15 protein-coding genes are annotated in these 19,298 nt (G+C 62.1%); 3 read left to right on the top strand and 12 right to left on the bottom strand.

The window, feature by feature from the left end:
• Positions 1-85 precede the first annotated feature (85 nt).
• Together AC1DYC_RS14020 and AC1DYC_RS14015 are read right to left on the bottom strand one after the other, a co-directional pair.
• On the bottom strand, positions 86-1,330 hold the full coding sequence (locus AC1DYC_RS14020) for a tetratricopeptide repeat protein (RefSeq protein ID WP_477407124.1): 1,245 nt from the start codon (positions 1,328-1,330) through the stop codon (positions 86-88).
• 493 nt (positions 1,331-1,823) lie between these two features.
• The gene (locus tag AC1DYC_RS14015; RefSeq protein ID WP_477407123.1) at positions 1,824-3,011 is read right to left on the bottom strand and encodes a magnesium transporter; all 1,188 of its coding nucleotides are present in this window, start codon (positions 3,009-3,011) and stop codon (positions 1,824-1,826) included.
• Between the two features lie 341 nt (positions 3,012-3,352).
• On the opposite strand from AC1DYC_RS14015, the gene AC1DYC_RS14010 reads away from it, so the two are divergent.
• On the top strand, positions 3,353-5,170 hold the full coding sequence (locus AC1DYC_RS14010) for a patatin-like phospholipase family protein (protein ID WP_477407121.1): 1,818 nt from the start codon (positions 3,353-3,355) through the stop codon (positions 5,168-5,170).
• Positions 5,171-5,335: 165 nt separating this feature from the next.
• Here the strand turns inward: AC1DYC_RS14010 and AC1DYC_RS14005 are convergent, their stop codons facing one another.
• The 7 genes from AC1DYC_RS14005 to AC1DYC_RS13975 all read right to left on the bottom strand — a co-directional run bounded on the left by AC1DYC_RS14005 (position 5,336) and on the right by AC1DYC_RS13975 (position 13,401).
• A complete protein-coding gene (locus AC1DYC_RS14005; protein ID WP_477407119.1) occupies positions 5,336-7,468 on the bottom strand; it encodes an adenylate/guanylate cyclase domain-containing protein in 2,133 nt (710 codons plus the stop codon).
• A 506-nt stretch (positions 7,469-7,974) separates the two neighbouring features.
• The gene (locus AC1DYC_RS14000; RefSeq protein WP_477407117.1) at positions 7,975-8,178 is read right to left on the bottom strand and encodes a Flp family type IVb pilin; all 204 of its coding nucleotides are present in this window, start codon (positions 8,176-8,178) and stop codon (positions 7,975-7,977) included.
• A 686-nt stretch (positions 8,179-8,864) separates the two neighbouring features.
• Positions 8,865-9,695, bottom strand: a complete 831-nt coding sequence (locus AC1DYC_RS13995) for an ABC transporter permease (protein WP_477407115.1) — start codon at positions 9,693-9,695, stop codon at positions 8,865-8,867.
• A gap of 63 nt (positions 9,696-9,758) precedes the next feature.
• Entirely contained in the window at positions 9,759-10,832 is a 1,074-nt protein-coding gene (locus AC1DYC_RS13990) for an extracellular solute-binding protein (RefSeq protein ID WP_477407113.1), read from the bottom strand.
• Between the two features lie 24 nt (positions 10,833-10,856).
• On the bottom strand, positions 10,857-11,900 hold the full coding sequence (locus AC1DYC_RS13985) for an ABC transporter ATP-binding protein (RefSeq protein ID WP_477407111.1): 1,044 nt from the start codon (positions 11,898-11,900) through the stop codon (positions 10,857-10,859).
• Positions 11,900-12,679 carry an ABC transporter permease gene (locus tag AC1DYC_RS13980; protein WP_477407109.1) on the bottom strand — a complete coding sequence of 260 codons (780 nt, stop codon included), beginning with the start codon at positions 12,677-12,679 and terminating at the stop codon, positions 11,900-11,902. Before AC1DYC_RS13980 ends, AC1DYC_RS13985 begins: the two co-directional genes overlap by 1 nt.
• Before the next feature lie 80 nt (positions 12,680-12,759).
• Positions 12,760-13,401, bottom strand: a complete 642-nt coding sequence (locus tag AC1DYC_RS13975; protein WP_477407107.1) for a TIGR00725 family protein — start codon at positions 13,399-13,401, stop codon at positions 12,760-12,762.
• 105 nt (positions 13,402-13,506) lie between these two features.
• Here AC1DYC_RS13975 and AC1DYC_RS13970 point away from each other — a divergent pair, with 105 nt between their 5' ends.
• Positions 13,507-14,280, top strand: a complete 774-nt coding sequence (locus AC1DYC_RS13970; protein WP_477407105.1) for a DeoR/GlpR family DNA-binding transcription regulator — start codon at positions 13,507-13,509, stop codon at positions 14,278-14,280.
• Positions 14,281-14,680: 400 nt separating this feature from the next.
• A complete protein-coding gene (locus AC1DYC_RS13965) occupies positions 14,681-15,685 on the top strand; it encodes a putative hydro-lyase (protein ID WP_477407103.1) in 1,005 nt (334 codons plus the stop codon).
• Positions 15,686-15,720: 35 nt separating this feature from the next.
• On the opposite strand, the gene AC1DYC_RS13960 is transcribed toward AC1DYC_RS13965, so the two are convergent.
• From AC1DYC_RS13960 to AC1DYC_RS13950, 3 genes are read right to left on the bottom strand one after another with little or no spacing between them, the layout of a single operon-like run.
• Positions 15,721-16,761, bottom strand: a complete 1,041-nt coding sequence (locus AC1DYC_RS13960) for an EscU/YscU/HrcU family type III secretion system export apparatus switch protein (protein WP_477407101.1) — start codon at positions 16,759-16,761, stop codon at positions 15,721-15,723.
• 59 nt (positions 16,762-16,820) lie between these two features.
• Complete coding sequence (sctV, locus tag AC1DYC_RS13955; protein ID WP_477407099.1) at positions 16,821-18,980, bottom strand: type III secretion system export apparatus subunit SctV; 2,160 nt, start codon at positions 18,978-18,980, stop codon at positions 16,821-16,823.
• Positions 18,977-19,288 (bottom strand): tetratricopeptide repeat protein, encoded by a 312-nt coding sequence (locus tag AC1DYC_RS13950; protein ID WP_477332766.1) that lies wholly within the window; start codon positions 19,286-19,288, stop codon positions 18,977-18,979. The genes sctV and AC1DYC_RS13950 overlap by 4 nt, the downstream gene beginning before the upstream one ends.
• Between the last annotated feature and the right edge of the window lie 10 nt (positions 19,289-19,298).

The following is a 19,298-nucleotide window of genomic DNA, read 5'->3' as shown; positions in this document are numbered from 1 at the left end:
CCCGACCGTCTCAGCGGCGGAGGGTGCCGCGAAGGCAAGGCAGGCGATTAAAATCGCGATCGGACGGTACCTCATCGCGGCCCTTTCAATTGAGCGTCAACGTATAGCTCATGAGCATTTCGAACGATTTTTGGTCTCGGTTAGCGATGGCGAAGTTGGTTTCTCGATAGGCGAGATCAACGCTTATCTTCTGGGCTTCCGTCATCTGAAAATCGCTTTCCGAGGCAATGCGCCAGAAGTCGCTCTTGATATTTGTGCCGATGCCGACAGACAGATCGGGAGTGTCGCTGTGGCCGGCCGAGAAGGCGATCTGGTGCGACCATGCGAAAAAATCCGGTACGGTCATCAACAGGCCGCCATAGCGGACCTCGCCCGTGTAGCTGCGGCCGATTTCGCCAGATCCTGAAGCGAAGTCATTCGAGCCGACAAAGCGCAGTCCGAGCGCCTGGCCATTACGGAAGCGGTAGCTGCCGCCTGCCTCATAGAAGACCCTGCTATCGGCGAAAATGCCTTGCGAGGCGCTTAGATCGATGTAGCCGCCACCGGCGAAGAGGGTCGTCTCGACCGTCGGGCGAACGAGGAAACGTCCACTGAGGCCGACGCCGGTTTCGTGGATATCGCTGTCGAAACGATCTGTCGCGGTAAACGCGGAAAGCAGCAGGCGAAGCGAATCAATCCCACTGTTGGGCAGCCCCTTGTCCCAGGTAATCGCTGCGTTGCCGTGGACAAAAGTCTTCTCGCTACCCGGAACCGACAGGTCTTCCGTGAAAAAACGCTCTGTCGCCGTCAACGAGCCCGAAAGAACGAGGGCGTCAGCACTTGGCGTGCCGAGGTCCCACCGAACAAAGCCGTCGGCCCGCCCGTAGGGCGAGACGAAGCTGTCGTCGTCCTGCGCCCCGCCTGGCTCAAAATCGGTGAATGCGCTGAATACGCCTCCAGTCAGGGCGAGTTCCCAGGTGACGCCACGCAACGCGCGCTCGATGCGCGCCAGCAGGCGAACAGCTTCCTGCTGCTCACTTGCGGTCAGACCGCCGACTTCGATGCCGTACTGCACCTGCCTCCGGGCCAATTCATAGGACCCGACATGATAATACAGCCGGCTGGCCGCCAGCCGGGCGCGCGCATCGCGGGGGTATTTGATCAGATACTGCTCGATTGAGGAGATCGCCTGATCGTATTGTCCCGCGTTGACCGCAACCGTGACGAATTGGGCGAGTGTTCCATTGTCGGCCGGACTGGCGATGCGGGCCGAAAACGCATCGTCATAGACCGTAGAAAGACCTTGTGCGCCAGCCGGCAACACGCCGCTAAAAAGCAGCGCTGCGGCCAAGCCGAAGATCGTTCGAGCCGAAGATAGCATGCCGAGAACCCACCCGAACCCGACTAGTGCGAAGGATTTAGCACGACTACAAGAAAAAAGGCGACGGAACCGTCACCAGACCGTGCGAGCCTCAGCAGCTGTTGCAGCTGCGCAACAAATTTTTGGGTTCATTCCTATTTCGGCTACGCTGTTTGCCGAGACATCTTCTCAAGCGTTGCTGAACGTAATTGGAGTATCCGGCTCTAGTGGCAAATAATTCAAACTCCTAAGTGGAACAAGATCTACATTGTTTGCGCGATTCTGCGCGTATCCGGTCACCGGATGAGGCTTCAAGGTCGCGCACGTTTTATCCAAAGGTCTTCCTTCGCGTTGCACAAAGGTCGAAATGCTGAGGTGCTCCTCATGCGTCCGCGGTGCGGCCTGGCTCTCGCAATTTCTCCGAAGGCGACGAGGCCAGCTTATTGCCCCCAATCCCCAGGGACGCGTCCCTGGACGCGCCTTGCTACAGCACGAGCATGGTGGCCAGCCACAGCATCAGGCCCATGCCTACAATATCAGTCAAGGTGGTGAGGAAGATCGCCGAAGCGACCGCCGGATCGGCACCGACCCGGCGCAGGCCCAACGGGATCAGCACGCCGGAGATTCCGGACAAGAGGCACGCTCCGGACATGGCAAGCAGGATCACAAGTGCCAGCATGGGCGCTTGGGCCGCCGACTCCGGCTGCCTCGAGGCGTAGAACCACATCGCCGCAGCCGCAAGAATGCCGACCAGCAAGCCGTTAGCGATCCCGAGCGCGCCCTCTCTCATCACCAAGTGCAGCTTCGGTCTTTTGTCCACATCCCCCAAGGCAAGGCCACGCAGCGTCATGGCCAGTGCCTGGCAGCCGGTGTTTCCGCTCTGCCCGGCCAAGACCGGGAGGAACGCCGCCAGGGTGACGATCTTCTCTATCGTGCCTGTGAACGAACTGACCACGAATGCGGCCAGGAAGGCCGTCAGGAGGTTCAACTGCAGCCACGGATGACGCTTCAAGAAGGCTGAGAACAAGGGCGTAAAAGAGCGCTCCTCCTTCTGGACACCTACCATCTGGCCAGACTGGGCGGAAATCTCAATGATTTGCTGCTCGAACAAGCGCCAACCGCGAACCTGCCCGAGCAGCCGGTTCTCGGCGTCCACCACCGGGTAGACAGGGTAGTGACGCCGTACCGCTGCCTCGCATGCGTTGCTCAAAGGGAGATCGACATTGAGAGCGAACGGCTTGGGCAGCATGATCTGATCGACAATGGCGTCCGGTTCGCTCAGCATCAGATCGCGCAGGACCACCAGGCCAACCAGTTTATTGCCCTCGTCCGTGACGTAGAGATAAGTGAGCTCGGTCGGCACCTGGGCGCGTCTGACAGCTTCAACTGCGGCAGCAACTGTCGTCCCGACAGGAACGCTGGCGGAAATCGGGTCCATCAGCTCGATGAGCGACTCGGGCATCGCGATATCCTCGCCACCGTCATGAGGCCCGATGGGCCGCATGTGCAGTGGCAAATGCTCGGCCACCTTACGGGCGTGCCCGTCCGGTAACAGCTTCAGTGTGTCGCGGATGAACTCGGGAGACTCTCTGGCTAGCAATTCAGCTGCGTCATCAGGTGCTCGGGCACGTAGCGTGCGCACCAACTTCTGAACGCCGGTCTCTTCTTTCATTTGCTATGGCCCCCGATTGAAGGTCACATAGTATGTAAAGTATCGGATCGCACCAGTGCGGAAAATGACAGCTTCTTGCGGCCCCGGCAGTCCGCCTTGTGGTTCTCGAAGTTATTGCGGGCTGAGGCGCGAAGCGGGTCCCCTCAGGGCGCCCAGTCACACCTGCGGCGAAAGCCATTGACGGCGGACAGGAGGAGGGCAAGCCGGCATCGGAGCTGCCCCGCCCCTAGACGGGCTCAGCCGGCAACGTTGCGGTTCGGCTCGGATCGCCTTGCGATGCTGCAAACACGAGCGGTACAGGATACAATACCGAAGCGAATGCGTTCCCCGGATGGCTCAAAATGTCCTCCGCCGACTCTCTCGCCGCGAGGTTAATGTCGGCGACATTGATGTTCGATCGTGCGTCGTTGCTGGCGCTCGAGGCTTTGGCTGCCGAATCCGACCGTCGGGTCCTAAGGCGCGGTGAGGTCCTGGTTCGCGAAGGCGATCCATCGGACAGGTTCTTCGTCGTGCTGTCCGGTCGCTTTACGGTACACAAAGGAGATCGGATTGGCTCGGTCGCCGAGATCGCGCAGGGCGAACTGGTCGGCGAAATTGGTTTCTTTGCAGGGCTGCCCCGTACGGCCACTGTCCTTGCAGCGCGCGATTCGATCGTCCTTGAAATCAGTCGTAGTCATTTCGAGAAGGCGGCCGAGGCTCTGCCGAACCTGAGAGAGGCGGTCACAATATCTCTGGCGCGCCGGTTCGCCACGCAATCTCCGATTTTGTCAGGTCTCCAGAAACCTGCCAAAATCCGAACGCTTGCCATCATTGCAGCCGGCGGAAGTCGCATCTCACCGGTTTTCATCGGGCACCTACAGCAAGAGTTCGGCGCGGTCACACGCGCTCAGTTCGTTTCCCGGCTTGACGTCCACGCGAAGTTCCCAGGTCGTCCGATCGACGACCAGCCGGTCCTTAACTGGTTGAACGAACTGGAGGCGCAAGCTGAATTCGTTGTCTACGTCGCGGATGAAGAACCTAATGAATGGACACGAGTCTGCATTCGCCAGGCCGACACCGTTCTGCTGCTAGCGAACGCGTCCTCCTCGCCTCGCTTGAACACGTCCGAGGAATTGGCGCTATCGGTCCATTCACCATCGACCGGTCGGCTTGTCTTAATTCACGACAATCGCTCGGCTGCGGTCTCCGGCACCTCTGCGTGGCTCGATGAGCGCCCCCATGTCGGCCAGCATCATCATGTTGCGCTGGAGGACGCGTCTGATATCCAGCGCCTGGTCCGATTTATTTCCTGCAAGGCACGTGGCTTCGTGGCGGCAGGGGGTGGGTCCCTGGGCAGCGCCCATCTGGGCGTTTACAAGGCCTTCGTCGAGGCGGGCGGGCGCTTCGACTATCTCGGCGGGACGAGTTCCGGAGCGGCGATGATGGCCGGCTTCGCAAGAGGGCTGGACGCGGAGCAGATCGACCGCGGCACGCACAACGTATTTGTCAAGAGTCGGGCGTTTCGGCGCCCCACCTGGCCGCGTTTCGCGCTTCTGGATCACAAAGCCTTCGATCGAGCCCTTCGGGAGGAATACGGCGACGTTCTGATCGAAGATCTTTGGTTTCCGTTCTTTGCGCTTTCGAGCAATCTGAGCAGCCGTCAGCCCCATGTCCACCGTCGTGGAAAACTCTGGCAAGCCGTTCGGGCATCCGGCTCGCTCCCGGGTGTCCTGCCGCCGTTCTTTACGGCTGACGGCGATATGCTGGTGGACGGCGCCATCATGAACAATTTGCCGCTGGAACAGATGAGGGAACTCAAGACCGGTCCCAATGTCATCGTGAGCTTTGGGTCCAGTGCACCGCAAAAATACCACATCGACTATGACCGCATCCCCGGAAGATCGGAACTGGCGATCGCCCTGCTGAACCCTTTCGGCCGTGCCCGCCTGCCGCAGGTTCCGAGCATGCTTCAGGTTATTGCGGCGAGTATCCTGGCACACGGGCCGCAGGACATTGCCGTCGGCGACGAGGATGTCTTGGTCTGTCCGCAGGTTTCGAGCACCTTCATGGATTGGAGTCGGCATTCCGAGTTGTTTTCGGACGCCTACGACCGCACGGCGCAATGGATCGAGGAACGTCTCCGCGAGGACGACTCAGGGCTCCGGGCGGTGCTCGGTTGAGCAGGTCGGCGAGCGGATCGAGTTGAACGACGACCGGCTGACCGCGTTGAGGCGTGAAGCGGACATTCGGGTCCGATCCCCTCAGGACGCCCAAGTCGCGCCGGCGGCGAAAGCCATTGACGCCGAACAGGTAGAGGGCAAACCGGCATCGGAGCTGCCCCGCCACTAAAATCTCAACACCCAGGCTTCCACTTTTCCCTTGCCTTTGACTTCGATAGCGCCGCGCGGCTCGAAGATGAACTGGTCCTTGAGCTGTTCGTAGACGGGGCGCGTCACCTGAACGGAGTCGGGAACTCCACCCGACTCCATGCGGCTCGCCAGGTTCACTGTGTCACCCCATAAATCATAGATGTACTTACTCTTGCCAATGACGCCGGCGACCACTGGCCCGCTGTTGACGCCAACCCTGAGCTTCATCGAGACGTTGTGTTCCATCGCGTGCTCGCGGGTAATGTGGACCATGCGGATGGCCATGCGGACCATGCGCTCGGCGTGGTTGGCCACCGGCACGGGCAGGCCGCACACCGCCATATAGGAGTCGCCCACCGTCTTGATCTTCTCGATGCCGAGATCGTTGGCGGCAACGTCGAAGCGCGTGAAGAGTCCGTTGAGAAACATCACGACGTCGTGCGGCGGCATGTCCGATGTGAGTGCCGTGAACCCGACCAGGTCCGCGAAGGCGACCGTGACCTCGGCGAAGCCGTCGGCGATCCTCTCCTCGCCAGCGCGCAGCCGATTGGCGATCGGTGCCGGCAGGACGTTGAGCAGCAGCTGCTCGTTCTCGCGGTTCTTGGTCTCGATCACGACATTCTTCTGGCGCAGATCCTCAACCATGCCATTGAAGGCCGAGCAGAGTTCGCCAATCTCGTCGCGCGTGCGGACCGGCACGCTGGTCGCATAGTCGCCGGCAGAGAAGCGTTTGACCCCGGCAGTGAGATCGCGGAGCGGTCCGAGCAGCGCGCGCGAAAGCCAGGCGGCGGTGGCCGCGACCACGAGCATCGCCAGTCCTCCGGCGAGCAACAGATCCCGGCGGAGTTCGGCGATCGGTGCAAAGGCCTCGGCGCTGTCGATCTTGGCGACGATAGCCCATTTGAGATCGGAAATCGCGAGCGGTCCCCATGAAGCGAGCGTCGGGACACCACGGTATCCGATGATCTCGCCCGTGCCCTCGACACCGGCCAGCGCGGCACGGGAGGCCTTGGTGTCGATGCGCTGATGCAGCACTGGTGTCCCGTAACGCTGAATGGCGGCGATCTCCTCTTCCGAGGCGCCGACGGATTTGAGGTCGGCGAAGAAGCTATCCCGGTTCTCGTAGAACGCCCGCGGTCCAGAGCGCGCCAGATAATCGGGTCCGACGAGATAGGCCCCACCCGTGTCGCCGAACCCTTCCTGCCGCCAGCGGCGGTTACCGGTGACAACGTTGTCGATCTCATCATTCGACAGTTTCGCGACCAGCACGCCGATGACGACGCCCTGGGCAATCACCGGTGCTGCCATGAAGGCTGTCGGCGCGCCGCTTGATGGCGCATAAGAGGCGAAATCTACGAGGCAGATGGCTGACGGGTCCGCGATCTGCGAGCAGCGGGCGACGGCGGCCGCGACGTTGGCGCTGCGGTACGGACCCAACTGAAGAGACGTGGTGAAATCCACCTCCTTCTGGACCGCATAGATCAGGCGACCTGATTTGGGATCGGCAATCATGAGATCGAAAAAGCCGACCGTGGTAGCCGCAGCGCGCATCAATGGATGATATATGGCATGCAGCCTGGAGTATTCGCTTCCGTCGCCGGCGTCGTCGAGAAGGTTGCGTCGCTCCGCGGGGTTGGGATTGTCCACAATGTAGTGATACTGCAGAAAGTAGGGGGCACCATCGACCGGCAGGTAGTCCGACAGGGCTGGTTCCCGGCCCAGGGTGCGCGTCATTCCGGGGATGAAGTTCTCAGCGTACCAATCGCCGACCCTCTGCCGCAGGTCAGGCGGCGCGCCTGCCCGGTCGAGTTGGTCGACCGCGGTCCGGAACTCGCGTGTCGCATCGGCCACCATCTTTGAAGTGGCAAGCAGGCGCAGTTCCGCCTCGATCGTGCGGAAGTAGGTTTCTACCTGGCGCGTCTTGGTCTGACGAGCGGCCGTGAGTTGGTCGAAGACCGCTTTTTCGAGAGCGTCGCGGGCGCGGAAGTAACCGAGCACCCCGGTGACCATGACGGCGATCGCGCCAAGAAAGACGAGGGTTGTAAAAAGCTTTGCAGCCAATCCCCAGCCTGCGGGACTGGATGAGCCGGTCACATCTGAAGAAGACATGAGATCTTGCTTTGCTTTTGCATCAGGTCTTTGGAAACAGGAGCGTCGGCGCCGCGCCGGACGGCAAGCCAGGATCGTGTTTCATCTGTTTTTCCCCTCTCCCTCGCATATGCATACCAAATTTACTGCGAGACGTGTGCGGGAATGCGTTGTCGATGTCCCGTGGACCGCACGGCAGGAGCGAGCACTGCCGTACACTTCGCGACGTCTGTGAGCCTCTGTTGAAGTCGATCGAGACCATCACCGGCAAGAAGGCCGCGTGCATCCAGTGGAATGGAACGAGGCCGGCGCAGCCGCGTGAGAAGCCTCAGGGCTAGGTTCGGGCTGCCGCCCGCGCTGGCGATTGTTAAGGGCGTCTGGCGAGACTTTCAAACTGAGACAACGAAAAAGAGCCGGCGCTATGAACACCGGCTCCCTCTAGGCCGATAGCCTGGCGCAGGGGCAACCTCCAAGTCACCCCATGCCATCTATCGCATGCGCGCTGGTTAGGCGCGCGATGTGGTCAATTAGCTGCCGGAACCGGAAGCGCAAGAGCCGATGCCCGAGTTGTCCATGGCAGTGCAAAGGCCGGTGAAGCGGCCGGTGACCCAACCACCAATGCCGATGATGAACCCGATAGATGCGACTGCGATGATGCCGATGAGGATCGAATATTCGACCATGGCGGCGCCGTTTTCGTCGTCGCGGAACTGCTTGAGAAGTTTCGTCATTTGTCTAACCCCTGTTACCCATTACCCGGACAAAGGTGCCCCTGTAGGTGCTCATCCCCCAGTCCCGATGCTGATCGTCTTCCTCGAAACGGGGACGAGTCAACTATCGTTTAACAAACGGTTAACCTTTGGATGCTTTGGGCTCAGCTTTTTTTACAGCTAAGTATCTGTGAAGCAACATAAATTTCTGACTTAACTATAAGTCGCAGTTGGTTTGCGACCAATGCGTAGGCCCTAAGTCCCAGATATATCCCGTTATTTAGCGGGAGCTAATCTCAAGAACTCGCGATCGACCGATGCGGGTTGGGAGCAAGACATACTGTCCAGCGAGCGTGCGATGACCAGCTCGAGGAGACAGGCTATCATTGTGTCCATGGAAGATGCACACAACTCCTTTGGCCCGTTCGTGCTCGACGGCACGGACCGCTTGCTGCGCCGCGACGGGCAGCCTTTGCAGTTGGGACAAAGGGCGTTTGACCTATTGGCCGGGTGGTCAACTGGTTCGACCGGCTACGCGCCAGCGACGCCGCCCCGGCTGATCCGACATCGAATTTCTCGCTCCGCGAGTGGGCGGACTTGCCGACGCACCATCCTGCTTCGGATGAGTAAATCGACTCGTTGGCCTGTTGTTGGTTTGTAGTGGCCGCCAACCGCAATCCGGCTGGCGGCAGACGCCGAAGTCGCGGTCAGCCGCGCGTCCTGGAGCGGCTGAAGACGATCTCGCCGATGGCGATGGCGCAGGCGCAGATCGCCATCAGGACGATCGAGATGACGGCTGCCGATGGCAGGTCCGTGCCGGTCTCGGAGATCTTGCTGTAAAGCAGCAGCGGCAGAATGTTCACTTGCGTGCCGACCAGGGCGAGCGCGGTGCCATAGGCGCCGACCGACACCGCCGAAGTGAGGCAGAAAGCGGCGATCAGCGAAGGCATGATCTGCGGTATCAGAACATCCGCCAAAACCCGCAGGGGTCTGGCTCCCAGAGAGCGCGCTGCGCGCAGTTGAACGGTGTCGAAATTGCGCACGGCCGGCAGCACGATGAGAACGACGCGCGGCACCAGATAGTAGGAATAGGCGAGGCCGAGCCCGAAGGTGGAGAAGATGAAGCCGCCGACCGCCGCCGGGTCGAAGCCGAGCTTTGCCAGAAGCAGCGTGACGAAGCCCGCGCGTCCCAAGAGCAAGATGAAGCCATAGGCGACAATCAGGCCGGAGAAGGTCAAGGGCAGCGAGATGGCGATCAACAGCGAGGTGCGCATGTGCGGCGGCAGGCGCGCCAGCGTGATGGCCACCGGCACGCCAACGAGAAGCGAAAAGAGCGGGGCGGCAACGCCAAGCAGGATGGATCCGCGCAAGCCGGTCCAGAACGTCGGATCGTCCCAGACGCGGGCGAAGGCGGAACCGCCGTCGCTCGCGGCTTCGGTCAGAATGGCGGCCAGCGGCAAAACAAAGAACAGGCCGAATACCACCGTTCCTGGCACGGCGAATGACGCAGTGACGGCGCTGGGCGTTCTTACGGACATTTTTGTTCCTTGCTGTGCATCGGTCCGCGAGGTTCGTCCTCGCGGACCGCCATGCGGCAATGATTACTGGCCAAGCACCGCTTTCGCCCAGCCGGCATCGATCTCGCTTTTCCTGGCGGTCGCCTTGACGATATCGATCGGCTTCAGTTGCGGGGCGTCCGGCAATTTGCCGACCACGCTCTCGGGCAGTTTGACGCCAGGCACCGACGGACGCACGAAACCTTCCGCGAAGATGCCTTGTCCCGTCTCTGTCATGATGAAGTTGAGCCAGAGCTTGCCCGCATTCGGGTTCGGCCCGTTCTTGACCAGCGAGATGGCGTAGGGTGCGGCCGCGGAGGCTTCCTTCGGCATGACCACGGCAATGTCGTCGCCCATGCCGTCCGTGTATTTGGCCTTCAGGCCGTCATTCTCGTAGCCGATCCAGATCGGGATCTCGCCTTTCAGAAACTGGGCGTAAGGCGTCGTGCCGACGGTGCGCAGAACGTTGCCGGCCGCGGTCAGCTTGCCGAGATAGTCGATGCCGGGCTGAACGTCGTCCATGCTGCCGCCATTGCCGAAGGCCGCGGCGAAGGCAATCACCTGGCCTTGCCCCGTCGAGCGCGGATCCTGATAGACGATGGAATTCTTGTATTCGGGCTTCAAGAGATCGGCCCAGCCTTGCGGCACGTTCTTGACCAGCCTGGTGTTGACGAGGAACGACACGTTGAGCGTATGGACCGTGAACCACTGGCCGTTTTGATGGCGGAAAGCTTCCGGGAGCTTGTCGAAATTGACCGGTTTGAAATCGGCCGCCAGGCCCTTGGACGCGGCGTCGAGCGCGGACGCGGCGAAGTAGTAGGCGGAATCGGCCTGGGGGCGGTTCTTCGACTTGTCGAGCGTCACGACCGTCGCGGCCGAGCCAAGATCGTTGTAGACCATTTCGACGCCCGGATAGCGGGTCTTGAAGGCCTTGAATTCGGCAGCCCAGTTGGCCCAGGTCGGACCGGTGTCGAAGGAGACGACCATGCCCTCCTGAAGGGCCGCGTCGTAAAGGGCCTGCTCCCCCTGGTAGAGTTCCGGCCCATCGAAGGCGAAAGCAGGCGTGCTTAGCAGTGAGGCTGCCAGAAGGGCGGCGCCGAGGCCGATATGCGTGTTCATTGCGATTTCCTCTCTGTCGCTTGACTAACTGGTTTGCTGGCTGGGCGGCAGCAGCCGGATCGCGTCCGGCGGGATGGCGACGCCGCCTATGTCTTCGCGCATGCGAGTTTCCAGCCGCACCGTGCCGTTGCCGACGGCAAGATCGATGCGGCGCGTGGAGCCGAGGAAACGGTCGGCGACGATGTTGCCGGCAAGTGCGTTGACGTGTCTCAGGGCATCCGCGCCGAGCGGAACCACGCTTTCGGGCCGCACGAGCGCAATGACGGTCGCGCCAGGGGCATGGCCGGCCGTGTCGCAGGCGAGAACGCCGACCGGCGTTTCGATGTGGCCCGCGGCCGTAATGGTCGAGCGCCAGAGGTTGGCCTCGCCGACGAAGCGCGCCACCGCCTCATCGGCAGGGCTGTCGTAGAGCTCGCGCGGCGGCGCCACCTGGACCAGCCTGCCGTCGCGCATGACGGCGACGCGATCGGCGATCGACAGCGCCTCCTGCTGGTCATGCGTCACCAGAAGCGTTGCGATGCCGGCCGCGCGCTGCACGCGCAAGATCTCGTCGCGCATCTCGACACGCAGATTGGCGTCAAGCGCCGAAAGCGGTTCGTCCAGCAAAAGGCCGCGCGGCTGGAACACCAGCGCGCGGGCAAGCGCCACGCGCTGCTGCTGGCCGCCTGAAAGTTCGCGCGGTGCGTTGTCGGCGCGGTTGCTCATGCCGACGCGCTCCAAGGCCTCCAGCGCACGCCTGCGCCGCTCAGTCAGCGTCATGCCCCGCACCTTGAGCGGATAGGCGACGTTCTCCCAGGCGCGCATGTGCGGGAAGAGGCCGTAGGACTGGAACACGATGCCGAGATCGCGCCGCTCCGGCGGCATGGCCGAGACATCCTTGCCGTCGATGATCACGCGTCCCTGAGCCGGGGTCAGGAAGCCGGCAAGCAGGTTGAGCAAGGTGGTCTTTCCCGAGCCGGAAGCGCCTATGACGGCGACCAACTCGCCCGGCGCGACTGTCAGCGTCACATCGCTGACGCCGGCGTTCGCGCGCGGATAGTGGAACGAGACCTGGTCGAGATCCAGCATCAGGCCGTCCTCCCGCCGGCCGTCGTGCGTGCCGCGAGCGAGCTCGCCAGCGATGCCATGGTGGCCAATGCGAGGAGCACCACGGTTGCCGCGCAGGCAAATCCCGTCGCCCCGTAGAACGCCTGCAGCAGCACCACCGGATAGGTGCGCGAGAGAAAGCCGGATATCAGATTGGAAATCTGGAACTCGCCGATCGACAGCGCCGCCACCGTCAGCAGGGAAGAGGTCAGGCTCGCGCCAAGGAGCGGCACGACGATGTCGCGGGCGCGTTGGGCAAAGCCCGCGCCAAGCGAAGCTGCCACGCCTTCGTAGTCGGCAAGGCGCAGCTGTTCCATATCGGCAAGCAGCGTGGTGACGCTGTAGGGAAGCGTCAGCACGAGATGCGCGGCGACGAGCAGCCAGAAACTGCCGAGCCACGGCAGGCTGTCCGAGGAAAAGACCAGGATGAAGCCGAAGGCCAGCACCAGTTCGGGCGCAGCCACCGGCATCAGCGCGGCAAGCCTCGCGGCGAAGCGCAGGCCGCGATGGGCTGCCGAGTGGATGGCGTAGGCCAGCGGCAGGCCGACGATGATGTTGAGGACGCATGTGGCCGCCACGACCTGAAGACTGGTCGTGAAGGCGCGGCGGAAGCTCGGGTCCGCCGCGATCTCGGCATACCAGCGCCCGGTAAAACCTTGCGGCAGAAGCGTGTTGCTCCACGTCTCGCCAAACGAACCCATGAGCAACAGCAGGATCGGCGCTGCCAGAAAGATCAGATAGAAAACGGTTACTGGCAGCACGAACCGCGTCCCTCTGATTTGAATGGCTGTACGTGGAAGTTTTCGTTCATCGTGTCATGTATCCGCAGCGAGTGATAGATTTATGACAAGTTTGGTTTCTGACCTCGCAGAATGTATCCGGCCAGGCGGGCGAGGGCCTCGCCGGCATCCTTGCACAGGGTGGCGCCGTCGACCGGAGGCGTGTTGCCGAGCGCCAGAACCGGGCGGTTGAAATGCAGGCCAAGCGCCATTTCAGAAAGCGTGCCGTGCCCGCCGCCTATGGCGATAAGGATCTGGCAGCCGCGGGCGATGATGGCGTTGCGGGCCGGGCCGATGCCGGTGGCAATGGGAATGGCGACATAGTCGTTGGCCGCGGTCCATTCGTCGTCGGGCAGCAGGCCGATCGCCATTCCGCCGGCATCGCTGCAACCCTTGCAGGCGGCTTCCATCACGCCATTCCTGCCGCCGCATAACAGTTGCAGGCCGAGCCGCGCCAGCTCGCCGCCTATATGTTCGGCCATTGCCAATTCGTCGTCCGTGGCGATTTTCGGTCCGATTATGCCGACCGGTACGCGGCGGATGCCGCCATTGGCGGCCAGCCTGCGCAGTGCCTCGACTGCGCTGACGGCAACTGCGTCCGCAGGCCCGTCGCCAGGGCGCCATACCATGGCCCAGGCATCGAACCGGCCGTCCGGCCCGAACAGGGCTTTCTCGGACGCCGACCATAAAAACTCTTCGCTCACCATTATTCTCCTCTTGCCGCAGGCTTATCATGCTGCGATAGTGTATGGAAGATATCTTACACACTTCGAAGCTGCCGCGACAAGGTCGGACCCATGGAAGCCAGCTTGAACGACAAGATTACCGAAAGGCAGGCGCGCATCGTCGAGATCGTCAGCCAGCACGGTTTTGCCACCATCGACACGCTGGCCCGCGATTTCAGCGTTTCGGCCCAGAGCGTGCGTCGCGATATCATCAAGCTCGATGCCGAAGGCCTGTTGCAGCGCTTTCACGGCGGCGTCGGGGTGTGCGAGGCGTCCGTGCGTCTGGGTTACTCCGAAAAGCGAACGGTTGCCGCTGATGCCAAGCTGCGCATCGCTGAGCGGGCGGCGGAGTTGATTCCCGAGGACAGTATCGTCTTTCTGGATGTCGGCACCACCGTCGAAGCCGTCGCGCGGGCCCTATGTGGAAAGCGGCGGCTGCGCGTCTTCACGGCGGGCCTGCCGGCCGCGGCGATTTTGACCGGCCGCCCCGGTATCGATCTCTTCGTGTTCGGCGGCGCGGTGCGCGGCGCCGACGGTTCGCTGGCCGGCGAGACGACGTTGGCCATGATAGGTCGCTTCCGTTTCGACTACGCGGTGCTCGGCTATTCCGGCTTCGACGAGGATGGCGCACTGATGGATTTCGATCTTGAGAAAGTGGCGGTCAAGCAGCAGGCGATCGCACGGTCGGCGCATGTGCTCGCGGTCGGCGATTCCTCGAAATTCGCTCGTCGCGCACTGGTGCGCGTCGCCCCTCCCGGCGCCGGGTTCACGATCGTCACGGATGCAATCAGCCCGGCTGACCGCAAACGCTTCGTCGCGACATTCGGCTACCGGGTCGAGAAAGCTGGCGGTCCTTAGCGACCCCATGTTTGGTACCGGCAAGCAACGCAACAGGCATTGTTGAAGACGATCCGGGCAAGCGGCGACACGGGCTGACAGGATCCTTTCTCTCTAGGTCCATCACGATGAGAACGACAGCAATTCTCCCGGCGGCGACCAGGGGCGCGTGCGCCAGAAGCCTGCAGTTCAGGTCCTCTCACGATGTGTTCGAGATTCGCCGTGGCGCCGGAGGGACCAGGGAAACGGGCTGCTGGAGGCCACTGCAACAGCATGCGGTATCGGGATCAATTCATGCGGTATCGCGCACAGACCACTCAGATCATAGAGTCCATCCTGCCCTACGAGGGAGAAGGATGTCGGTCGCTGTAAATTCGATAATGAGGCAGCGACATTGCCACGCATCCTGCCGGAAGGTCGGATGCCTGAAACGATATGGCACGACCAGGCCGTGCGACGATTGCGGCCTGGGACCGTCTTGCGCCGACTTCAGGCTGCAACCCATTCAACCATTCCGCAGGGAAATCGGACCAGGAAAGCGCCCAACCCCGCCAATGGCCGGGACGGCTCTGCGCATGGTGTTGCCATGAGCGCCGCAACTCTCCGGCTACTCACATGGAAGAAGGACGAAGACGTCCGCAAAATGAGCGCGGCAAGGCTGCGCATTTCCATCAGGTTGGGGCAATTCGTAGGACGGACCCCTGGTCTGTCGGCAGGCAAACTTCAGGCAAATATCGTGGTGATCCCAAACAGATATGCCCACGAATTTCAGCAGTTCTGCGCCAGAAACCCAAAGGCATGCCCACTGGTCGCGGTAGGCAATGTTGGGTCGCCCCACATAAGAGCGCTCGGCGACATCGATCTGCGCACCGACGCGCCGCAATACGATGTCTACCGGTTTGGCGAATTGGTGAGCCGGAAGACGGACATAACCAAAGAGTGGCGGGGAGATTTTTCCACATTTGCCCTGGGCAGTTCCTTCACGTTCGAGAACAGGCTGATCGAAAGTGGCATCGAGCTGCGCCATGTGACGATGGGGATGAAGGTGCCGGTCTATCGCAGCGCCATCAGGGCAGTCCGTGTGGGACCCTTCAGCGGAAGCATAGCTGTTTCCATGCGCCCGATCCGCCGCATCGATATCGACAAGGTGAGGGCGATTTCGGTTCGCTATCCTCAGGCCCATGGCGCGCCAATCCACATCGGCGCGCCGGACGTCATCGGCATCAATGACATCGAGGCCCCGGAATGGGGCGACGCGGTTGGGGTTCGGGAAGATGAAGTTCCAGTATTCTGGGCGTCGGGCCTTACCGCACAGAATGCCCTGCAGCGCGCGCGCCCGGAAATCTTCATCACCAACGCGCCCGGCTACATGCTCATCACCGATGTCGATAGCCGCGCCGATATCGGTCCCTTCAGAGTCTATTGAAGCGGGATCGTCCGAACGCTCCTGCGCGGCGCGCTTCAGGTGAGGCCGTTGCGGGAGAGATGGCGAACGACCGGCGCGAACATCTCCTGCTTGATATAGGACCCCATCGGCGCCCCCTCGAACAAGGCTTCGGCGAGCGCCGCATCCTCGGCCACGACGATGCCTGCCTCACGCGCCTGGGCTGCCAGTTCGCCAGCCGCGCGGCCCTGGCCTTTGGCGACGACCGCCGGCACCGGCGTCTCGCCCTTGATGTAACGCAGCGCCACGGCACGGTCGGCGGAAACGAACACGATCACCGCATTTTTCACGCCAAGCCTTATCGGCCTCGTCACGGCCTGACGTCGTTGCCGCCGCTGTTCCTGGCGGATCAGGGGATTGCCTTCGAGGTCCTTGTTTTCACGCTTGTACTCGCTCACTGTCATGCGCATGTCGCGAAGAAACAGCCAGCGCTGCAATGGAACATCGATCACGCCGATAGCGACGAAGGCGAGGGCTGCGGCAGAGCCCAGCGGCACCAGTACGGCCAGGACGGTCGGCCCAAGGCATGTCTGGCCGCAGCCGGGCGCGTCGAACAACGGCTGCAGCGACGAAGCCAGGACAATTGCGAACAGGGCGGCCAACAGAACCACTTTGATCAGGCTCTTGGCGAATTCGATGACATTGCGCAGCGACAGGATTTTCTGAAGACCCTTTGCCGGGTTTATGTTGTCGAATTGCGGCTTCAGCGGTTCAAAGGAAAAGACCGGGCCGAACGTCGACAGCATGCCGAAGACGATGGCGAGCACGACAACGATCCCAACCAATGGCAAGGTGGCGATCATCAGCACCGAGAAGGTGTGTCGCACAGCTCGCATGCTGATATCGGCGAATGCGCCGCCGGGTGTGGTCACGGTCTGAACCAGTTGCAGAACGTGGTCCAGAAGCATTGGCCATGCGACGTAGAGATAGGCCAGCACTGCAAGGAAGGTAAAGCCCGAGACAAGATCCCGACTGTGCGACACCTGTCCTTTGCGGCGAGCATCGCGCAGCTTCTTGTCGGAAGCCGGCAGTGTTTTTTCTTCCGCTTCCTGGCTCATCTTTCGATCTTAACCGTGCGTCTCCCGCTCCCCGACAATATCCCGTCCGCCAGACTTGCTCACGAAGCGGCCTCGCGCTCGGACTCTGCCTGCGCCGGCGGCAGCGATTGCGCGCCGCCGCGCCCGGCCTTGCCGGAACGACCGGTGATCGTGGCCAGCGGCTGGACGTTGAATTCCTGCGCCAGTTCCTGAAAGGACAGGACCGGAAGTTCGATGCCATTGTGCACCAGCAGGCTGCGCATATGGCGCCGCACATCCATGGCTGCGAGCACCACGGGCGCGGCATTGGCGGTATTGTGCGCAAGCACCTGTTCGATCTCCCCGACCAGGGCCTGCGCATCGTCGTCGGACAGGTTCAGGAATGTGCCGCTCGACATGGTCTGCACGGCTTTTCGCAGGATGTCCTCGGCTGATCGTTGCAGCACATAGGCTGCAATGATGTTGTTGCGATCCGCGCAACGAAAGCTGATCTGGCGTTTCAGTGCCGTGCGCACCCCTTCCGTCAAAAGCACGACGTCCTGCTCGCGCTGGCCCCATTCGACGATGGCTTCGAGGATAAGGCGCAGATTGCGGATCGGCACGTTTTCGCCGACGAGCCGGCGCAAAACCTCCGCGATCTTTTGCAGCGGCACGATTTCCTGTGCCTGTTTGATCAGATCCGCGTACTCGCCTTCCATGTCGGACAGGAGCTTGCGTGTCTCCTGGATACCGACGAAATGACCGGCATAAAGACGAAGCGCGTTGCTCGCCCATCTTGCCGCCACTTCGGCCGGCGTCGCGAAGCTGAACCCTGCCTCCTTCAAGACGTGAACATTGCGCTCGTCGACCCATACGGATTTGCGCCCGCCGGCAACCGGCGACGCCTTTTCGAATGTCACGTCAAGCAGTTCGAGATGTGTGGCATCGGCTTCGACGAGGACGCGCGCGGCAGGAATTTCCTCGTCGAGGATCGGTGCGCCTTCCAGGTCGATGCGGATGCCGCGCGGCGAAGCGGTCTCGTCGACCTCCATGCCGATGGCTGGAACGTTGACCCCGAGGTCGCCGAACAATTCGCCGCGCACGCTTTCGGCAAGCGTGCTGAATTCGGTCTCCGATATAGCCTGCGCCAGCCCTCGTCCGAGACGCACGACAATGCGATAGGACGCAGGCAGCGCCAGGGTCTGAGGCGCTGCGAGCGCGGCTTTGCCGTCGCCGGCAGCCCCAGCCGCGGCCTGGCCCGCGTCCTCGTCCTCGTCGGGGCGCCGCATTGCGCGGTTTATCAGATAGGCGCCCGCCCCAAGACAGGCGCCGATTGCCAGGAACACCAGGGCTGGAAAGCCCGGCACCAGGGCCAGGCCGACCATGATGATGGCGGCCAGTGCGATGGCTCGGGGATCGCGCAGGAGCTGACTGGTAATCTGTGCGCCGAGATCGCCTTTTCCATCCGCGCTGCCGACCCGTGTCACCATGGTTCCGGCCGCAACGGCAACGAGCAGCGCAGGTATCTGCGCGACCAGCCCGTCACCCACGGTAAGCAGCGCATAGGTCGTGGCCGCCTCTCCGAGCGACATGCCGTGCTGCAGCGTGCCGACGCTGAAACCGCCGATGAGATTGACCAGGATGATGACGATGCCGGCAATGACGTCGCCTTTGACGAATTTCATCGCGCCGTCCATGGCGCCGAAAAGCTGGCTCTCGCGTTCGAGTTGCTGGCGCAGGCGGCGCGCCTCGGCCTGGTCGATATCGCCGTTGCGCAACTCGGCATCGATGCTCATCTGCTTGCCCGGCAACGCGTCCAGCGAGAAGCGGGCGGCAACCTCGGCGACGCGTTCGGCACCGCGGGCAACCACGATGAACTGCGCGACGGTGATGATCATGAAGATCACCAGGCCGACGGCGATGCTGCCGCCGACCACGAAGGTGCCGAAGGTGGTGATGATGCCGCCGGCATCGGCCTGCAGCAGGATCAACCGTGTCGTCGTGATGGTGATGGCCAGCCGAAACAGCGTGGCGATCAGGATGACCGACGGCAGCGAGGAAAACTGCAGCGGATGCGAAACATAGAACGCGGCCAGCAGGATAAGCACGCTGATGGCGATGTTGGTGGTGATGAGAATGTCGACGAGGAATGTCGGCAGCGGGATGAGCATCATCACCACCGCGAAAAGCAGGAGGACGGCGACGACCAGGTCGCTGCGGCGAGACAGCTTGACCAGGAGTTGCAGGAGCCGCTGCGTCATTGACTACCTCTTTGCGATAGGAAGCTGCGGAGCGCGCTGCGCGCTTCCGTCTTGCGGCCGGCCGCGAGCAGGGCGCGGCTCTTCAAGAGAGCGAGAGCCGGATGGTCATTCCCGTCCATGGTCTCCAGCCTGGCAACCGTCGCCAGCGCCTTTTCGGCTTCGCCCTCCAGGATCAGCAGATGGGCAAGCGTCTTCAGCACGCCGGCATTGCGTGGCTCGAGCTGCGCGGCGATGAGCAGGTAGGCCACGCCCCGCTTTGCCTGGCCGTGACACCCGTAGAGATAGCCCAGGACATGCAGCAGATGCACCGGTTCTTGC

The sequence above is a fragment of the Mesorhizobium sp. P2_E7 genome, assembly GCF_056403855.1.
This window is presented reverse-complemented; position numbering and strand designations above follow the sequence as displayed.

Excerpts from the sequence above, each read along its gene's own strand:
- AC1DYC_RS14015 (WP_477407123.1), bottom strand. The coding sequence starts at position 3,011 with ATGAAAGAAGAGACCGGCGTTCAGAAGTTGGTGCGCACGCTACGTGCC.
- AC1DYC_RS14010 (WP_477407121.1), top strand. The coding sequence starts at position 3,353 with ATGTCCTCCGCCGACTCTCTCGCCGCGAGGTTAATGTCGGCGACATTG.
- AC1DYC_RS14005 (WP_477407119.1), bottom strand. The coding sequence starts at position 7,468 with ATGTCTTCTTCAGATGTGACCGGCTCATCCAGTCCCGCAGGCTGGGGA.
- AC1DYC_RS14000 (WP_477407117.1), bottom strand. The coding sequence starts at position 8,178 with ATGACGAAACTTCTCAAGCAGTTCCGCGACGACGAAAACGGCGCCGCC.
- AC1DYC_RS13995 (WP_477407115.1), bottom strand. The coding sequence starts at position 9,695 with ATGTCCGTAAGAACGCCCAGCGCCGTCACTGCGTCATTCGCCGTGCCA.
- AC1DYC_RS13990 (WP_477407113.1), bottom strand. The coding sequence starts at position 10,832 with ATGAACACGCATATCGGCCTCGGCGCCGCCCTTCTGGCAGCCTCACTG.
- AC1DYC_RS13985 (WP_477407111.1), bottom strand. The coding sequence starts at position 11,900 with ATGCTGGATCTCGACCAGGTCTCGTTCCACTATCCGCGCGCGAACGCC.
- AC1DYC_RS13965 (WP_477407103.1), top strand. The coding sequence starts at position 14,681 with ATGCCTGAAACGATATGGCACGACCAGGCCGTGCGACGATTGCGGCCT.
- AC1DYC_RS13960 (WP_477407101.1), bottom strand. The coding sequence starts at position 16,761 with ATGAGCCAGGAAGCGGAAGAAAAAACACTGCCGGCTTCCGACAAGAAG.
- sctV (WP_477407099.1), bottom strand. The coding sequence starts at position 18,980 with ATGACGCAGCGGCTCCTGCAACTCCTGGTCAAGCTGTCTCGCCGCAGC.